General features: G+C 67.1%; 7 protein-coding genes and 1 pseudogene. 2 read left to right on the forward strand and 6 right to left on the reverse strand.

What is annotated here, in order from left to right:
* From argF to apaG, 5 genes are all read right to left on the reverse strand, one after another.
* Nucleotides 1-907: ornithine carbamoyltransferase (gene argF / locus Q0581_RS06260; RefSeq protein ID WP_298698668.1), on the reverse strand; the 907-nt coding region annotated here is incomplete at its 3' end.
* Nucleotides 904-1293 carry a hypothetical protein gene (locus Q0581_RS06265; RefSeq protein WP_298698670.1) on the reverse strand — a complete coding sequence of 130 codons (390 nt, stop codon included), beginning with the start codon at nt 1291-1293 and terminating at the stop codon, nt 904-906. The genes Q0581_RS06265 and argF, both read right to left, overlap by 4 nt.
* Nucleotides 1293-2483 carry an aspartate aminotransferase family protein gene (locus Q0581_RS06270; RefSeq protein ID WP_298698672.1) on the reverse strand — a complete coding sequence of 397 codons (1191 nt, stop codon included), beginning with the start codon at nt 2481-2483 and terminating at the stop codon, nt 1293-1295. The genes Q0581_RS06265 and Q0581_RS06270 overlap by 1 nt, the downstream gene beginning before the upstream one ends.
* Before the next feature lie 111 nt (nt 2484-2594).
* Complete coding sequence (locus Q0581_RS06275) at nt 2595-3413, reverse strand: ABC transporter permease (protein ID WP_298698678.1); 819 nt, start codon at nt 3411-3413, stop codon at nt 2595-2597.
* Nucleotides 3414-3456: 43 nt separating this feature from the next.
* The gene (gene apaG, locus Q0581_RS06280) at nt 3457-3882 is read right to left on the reverse strand and encodes a Co2+/Mg2+ efflux protein ApaG (protein WP_298698673.1); all 426 of its coding nucleotides are present in this window, start codon (nt 3880-3882) and stop codon (nt 3457-3459) included.
* An 81-nt stretch (nt 3883-3963) separates the two neighbouring features.
* On the opposite strand from apaG, the gene Q0581_RS06285 reads away from it, so the two are divergent.
* Nucleotides 3964-4986 carry a 2'-deoxycytidine 5'-triphosphate deaminase gene (locus tag Q0581_RS06285; RefSeq protein WP_298698674.1) on the forward strand — a complete coding sequence of 341 codons (1023 nt, stop codon included), beginning with the start codon at nt 3964-3966 and terminating at the stop codon, nt 4984-4986.
* 61 nt (nt 4987-5047) lie between these two features.
* Nucleotides 5048-5431, forward strand: coding sequence for a hypothetical protein (locus Q0581_RS06290; protein ID WP_298698676.1), 384 nt, complete (start codon nt 5048-5050; stop codon nt 5429-5431).
* A 28-nt stretch (nt 5432-5459) separates the two neighbouring features.
* On the opposite strand, the pseudogene Q0581_RS06295 reads toward Q0581_RS06290, so the two are convergent.
* Nucleotides 5460-5593: pseudogene (locus tag Q0581_RS06295) on the reverse strand (MFS transporter); the annotation flags it as partial.

Consider the following 5593-nt stretch of genomic DNA (forward strand, 5'->3'; position numbering starts at 1 on the left):
CGAAACACCAGGCCAGCACCGCCTTCTGGGCGTGGATGCGGTTCTCCGCCTCGTCCCAGACCAGGGAGCGGGGGCCGTCGATGACGTCGTCGGTCACCTCTTCGCCCCGGTGGGCGGGCAGGCAGTGCAAGAAGACCGCATCGGGCGCCGCCGCCTGCATCAGGGCCTCGTCGACCTGATAGGCGTCGAAGGCGGCCAGACGCTCATCATAGTCCTGATCGCCCATGGACACCCAGGTGTCGGTGACCACCACATCGGCGCCGGCGACCGCTTCGCGAGGGTCGGAGGTCAGGACGACATGATCGCCGCCCTTGGCCAGGTCCATCAGGTCGGGATGATATTCGGCCGGACAGGCGATGGTCAGGCGGAAGCCCAGTTTCGGCGCCGCGTGGATGAAGCTGTGGCAGACGTTGTTGCCGTCGCCGACCCAGGCGATGGTCTTGCCCGCCACCGGGCCGCGATGCTCCTCGATGGTCAGGATGTCGGCCAGGATCTGGCACGGATGCGACCGGTCGGTCAGGCCGTTGATGACCGGCACGGTCGAGACGCGGGCGAAGCGTTCGACCTCTTCGTGATCATTGGCGCGGATCATCACCGCATCGACCATGCGCGACAGAACCCGCGCCGTGTCCTCGACAGGCTCGCCGCGGCCCAGCTGCATGTCCCCGGCGTTGGCGATGATGGCGGCGCCGCCCAGCTGGCGGATGGCGGCGTCGAAGCTGAAGCGCGTGCGGGTCGAATTCTTTTCGAACACCATGGCCAGGACGCGATCCTTCGCCGGCGCGTCGGCGTCGGGCCGCCCCTGGGGCCAGCCCTTACGGGCCGCTTTTCGCGCATGGGCGTCGTCCAGAATGGCGCGCAGATCGGCCGCGTCCAGCCGGTGGATGTCGAGGAAGTGGCGGGTCATGGTCGGTTCCCAACAGCCGGCGAAACGCCGTCCACAATCAAGTATCTCGCCTGGCAGAGTTCGTGCGTGGCATGGTCGCCGCCGACCTGAAGGCCTGCAAGCTCAAAGGGATTATCAAACACGTCAAACCGGCCGGAGACCCGCACCCGTCCGGGCGGAAACTCCGCAGGCGAAAACGATGCCGGCCGCAGAAGCTGGATGCAATCCTGATTGGAGCGTCGGGCCGCGCCGAGCGTCGGATACAGTCTTGCGAACCCAGAGCCGCTGATGATGTACCCCTCGACCACTGCGGCGCTGTCCGGCGCGGATGGCAGGGGGATCGACACGCAACCCGCCAGGCTGATCGCTACAAAGCCAAAACCAGCCCGGGCGACCGATTGGCGCATCAGGCCGCCGCCTTGGCCCGCGCCGCTTCCAGCGCGCCCTCGAACTTGCTGATGGCCAGCCGGGCCTCGTCCAGCGTCAGGTTCAGCGGCGGCAGTATCCTGACGCAATTGTCGCCGCCGCCGGCCACCAACAGCTGTTGCGTGTCGCGGGCCAGGGCCATGAATTCGCGGTTGTTGGGGACCAGCTTGACCCCCACCAGAAGTCCCTTGCCGCGCACGTCCACGATCACGTCGGGAAAGCGTTCGGCCAGGCCGACCAACTGCTGCTTCAGATAACCGGCCACTTCATTGACGTGGGCCAGGGTCTCGGGCCTGGAGATTTCGGTGAAGGCCGCCAGCCCCACCGCCATGGCCAGGGGGTTACCGCCGAAGGTCGAGCCGTGGACGCCCACCGTCATGCCCTTGGCCGCATCCGCCGTGGCCAGGCAGGCGCCGATGGGGAAGCCGCCGCCCAGCGCCTTGGCCACGGCCATGATATCCGGCGCCATGCCGGCCCATTCGTGGGCCCAAAGCTTGCCGGTGCGGCCCATGCCGCACTGGACCTCGTCAAAAATCAGCAGCACGCCGGTCTCGTCGGCCTTCTGGCGCATCCAGCGCAGGGTCTCGACCGGGGTTTCGCGGCACCCGCCCTCGCCCTGGACCGGCTCCAGGATGATGGCCGCCGTGGTCGGATTGTCGAACGCCGCCTCCAGCGCCGCCTGGTCGCCCCAGGTCAGCTGGTGGAAGCCCTGCATCGGCGGGCCGAAGCCTTCGGTGTAGCTGGGGTTGGCCGCCGCATTGATCGCGCCATAGGTGCGGCCGTGGAAGCTGCCGTCAAAGCCGTAGATGTCGATCCGTTCAGGCTGGCCGTTGGCGACGTGATGCTTGCGCGCCGTCTTCAGGGCGCATTCGACGGCCTCGGTCCCCGAGTTGGTGAAGAAGACCACATCGGCGAACGACTTGTCGCACAGCGCATCGGCCAAGGCTTCCTGGCCCGGGATGCGGAAGATGTTGGAGACGTGCCACAGCTTTTCGGCCTGGTCCTTGACCGCCTGGACCAGCACCGGATTGGCGTGCCCCAGGGCGTTGGTCGAAATGCCCATGACGCAGTCCAGATATTCGGTCCCGTCACGCCCCCACAGCCGGGCGCCCTGGCCACGCTCCACCTCCAGCGGCGCGCGGTTGTAGACACCCATCAGATGGTCGGACATGTCGGTCTCCAAAAGCGAGACGGCCCCGGCGCCGGGGCGTCGGGACCGCGTTTCAAGGGGTCTGGCCTTGTCGGACTCTAACGGGGCCTAGTCAACACCGGCCCGGAAGGCTCAGCTCTTCAGCCGCCAGCCCGAGCGGAACACGGCCCAGCAGGCGACGGCCAGCAGGACCGTCAGCCCCGCGCTCATGACCACGCCGATCATGACGTCGCCCTCGGCCTGGCCGATGAAGCCGGCGCGGAAGCCGTCGATCAGATAGAAGAAGGGGTTGAAATGGCTGATGGCCGCGAACGGCTGGGGCAGGTTGTCGACCAGATAGAAGGCGCCCGACAGGAAGGTCATCGGCATGACCACGAAATTCTGCACCGCCGCCAGATGGTCGAACTTCTCGCTCCACAGACCGGCGAAGACCCCCAGCACCCCCATCATCAGACAGGCGATGACCGCGAACCAGACGATCAGCGCGATATTGGCCACGCCCAGCTTGGCGAAGGGCAGGACGCACAGGGCCGTGACCAGGCCGACCAGCAGACCGCGCGTCGCCGCGCCCAGGGAAAAGCCGATGGTCAGCTCCAGCGGGCTGAGCGGCGGGGTCAGAAAGTCGGTCGCCGTGCCCATGATCTTGGCCTGGATCAGGCTGGAGGAGGCGTTGGCGAAGGCGTTGTTCAGCATGGCCATCATGATCAGGCCCGGCGCCACGAACTCGGCGAAGGGCGTGCCGTGCAGGGGCGGCCGCCCGCCCTTCAGCGCCACCACGAACACCAGCATATAGAGCAGGGTCGTCACCACCGGGGCGGCGACCGTCTGGGCCCCAACCTTCCAGAAGCGGCGTACCTCTTTCAGATACAGGGTCTGAACCCCGATCCAATTGATGCCGTCATAGCGGCGGGGCTGGGCCAGGGTCTCGGTCTGGGGTGCGGCGTCGGTCATGTCAGGCCAGATGCGCGCCCGCACCGCCAGACGCAAGGGCCGATCAGTTCAGAACCCGCCGCCCGCCCGGCACGTCCAGGCTGAAGGCCGGGATGGCCGCCTGGAACGCCTGGCCCCGGTCGTCGGTCAGGGCGTAGCTGCCGACCATCGACCCGGACGGCGTGGTCAGCGGACAGCCCGAGGCATAGGCGTAGCGGTCGCCCGGCTGGATCACCGGCTGTTCGCCCACGACGCCGGATCCACGCACCTCCTCCACATGGCCACGCGCGTCGGTGATGACCCAGTGGCGGGCGATCAGCTGGACCGGGCCGTCGCGGCGGTTCTCGATCTCGACCTGATAGGCCCAGACCCAGCGCCCGGCGTCGGGATCGGACTGTCCGGCCAGATAGCTGGGCCGCACGCGCACGCGCACGCCGTCGGTCTCGGTCTCATAGGCGGGATCGTCGTTCATGGCGGCATGGTCGCCCATGCCGGCCACAGGTCAAGCGGCGCCGCGCCTGAGGCGAAACGTCGGGGCGTGAAAGTCGCGAAAACCGTGTAAACGGGCGCCATGCACGTCTTTCATTCCGTTCGTCCGGGCATCCTGCCCTGCCAGTCCATCGAAACCCTGATCGCGGGCGGGGCCATCACGTCCGACACCCCGTTCGACGCCGATCAGGTCCAGCCCGCCAGCCTGGACCTGCGCCTGTCCGACGTCGCCTGGCGGGTGCGGGCCAGCTTCCTGCCCGGCCGCCGCAAGGTGGAGGACCGCATCGCCGATGTGGCCATGCACACGATCGACCTTTCGGACGGCGTGGTGCTGGAAAAAGGCTGCGTCTACATCGCCCGGCTGCAGGAGCGGCTGAACCTGCCCAAGGGGCTGATCGCGCGGGCCAATCCGAAAAGCTCGACCGGGCGCGTCGATGTCTTCGTGCGCCTGCTGACCGACCAGGGCGCGTCGTTCGACGATGTGGCCGAAGGCTATGAGGGGCCACTGTATCTGGAGATCGCGCCCCAGACCTTCTCCATCCTGGTGCGGCCGGGCACGCGGCTGAACCAGCTGCGTCTGAAGGCCGGCGAACCGCCCAAGCTTGAGACGCGCAGCGTCGGCGTCGATCTGCAGGGCGGCGAGATCGTCGGCTTCCGCGGGCGGCGCCACGCCGGGGTCATCGACCTGGACAATATCGACGGCCACGATCCGCGCGACTTCTGGGAGCCGCAGATCCTGCGCCGGGGCGAGCTGCTGCTGGACCCGGGCGAATTCTACATCCTGGCCTCGTCGGGCGCGGTCGAGATCCCGGTCGATCAGGCCGCCGAGATGACGCCCATCGACCCGTCGGTGGGCGAGTTCCGGGTCCATTACGCCGGCTTCTTCGACCCCGGCTTCGGCACGGACGAGGCGCACGGCGCCGGATCGCGCGGCGTGCTGGAGGTGCGGACCCACGACACGCCCTTCCTCTTGGAACACGACCAGATCGTGGCCCGGCTGGTCTATGAGCCCCTGACCGAAAAGCCGACGCGCCTCTATGGCGAAGGCGGCAGCCACTATCAGAAACAGGGGCTGAAGCTGTCGAAACACTTCAAGCCGTGGTGAGGCCGCGTTGAAAAAGCGCCGTCCGAGGGGAGTAAGGCTAACGGCCACCTTGGCGGGCTGCATGGCCTTGGCGGGCTGCCAGGCTTCTGTCAGGGCGATTGAAACCGTGCCTGACCCCGTGCTGTTGGACCGAATTGAACAGCAACTGGCGCAGGACCAGTGCGTCGGCTCCCTTGATAAATGGCAGCGAAGCTACGCTTGGCGACTGAATTGGTGGGGGAGCCGCGGGCTTGTTGGATCGAAATGGCTCGGCGCCGACAAGTCTGTCGTCATGTTCGATCTGAAGCAGGCCGGGGTCTTTGGCTTCAAAGCGGGCCGACGCGTTCGATCCCCAGATCAAAGACTGTTCGAGTATGACAGCCGCGACTACCTGTTCGCCCATGGGCGTCATGATGTCCGAACCGGCGAAGTGGTTATCGAATATTGCGGCCCGAATTTGAGCTGATCGATCAAACATACCGAAGGCGTTACGCCTAACTCAGCCGGTCCGCCTTCCGTAGCGCCGGGAAGATCGCCGCCCAGACGCCCGTGGCCGCCAGGGCGCCGAAGCCGCCGAACACCGCCGCGCCGATGGGGCCCAGCAGGCGCACCATGACGCCGGAATAGG

Origin of the sequence: uncultured Brevundimonas sp. (assembly GCF_937863155.1) — a bacterium.
Taxonomy (GTDB): domain Bacteria; phylum Pseudomonadota; class Alphaproteobacteria; order Caulobacterales; family Caulobacteraceae; genus Brevundimonas.

Coding starts and splice junctions, on each gene's coding strand:
- Q0581_RS06275 (WP_298698678.1), bottom strand. CDS start 3,413: ATGACCGACGCCGCACCCCAGACCGAGACCCTGGCCCAGCCCCGCCGC.
- Q0581_RS06285 (WP_298698674.1), top strand. CDS start 3,964: ATGCACGTCTTTCATTCCGTTCGTCCGGGCATCCTGCCCTGCCAGTCC.
- Q0581_RS06290 (WP_298698676.1), top strand. CDS start 5,048: ATGGCCTTGGCGGGCTGCCAGGCTTCTGTCAGGGCGATTGAAACCGTG.
- apaG (WP_298698673.1), bottom strand. CDS start 3,882: ATGGGCGACCATGCCGCCATGAACGACGATCCCGCCTATGAGACCGAG.
- Q0581_RS06270 (WP_298698672.1), bottom strand. CDS start 2,483: ATGTCCGACCATCTGATGGGTGTCTACAACCGCGCGCCGCTGGAGGTG.
- Q0581_RS06265 (WP_298698670.1), bottom strand. CDS start 1,293: ATGCGCCAATCGGTCGCCCGGGCTGGTTTTGGCTTTGTAGCGATCAGC.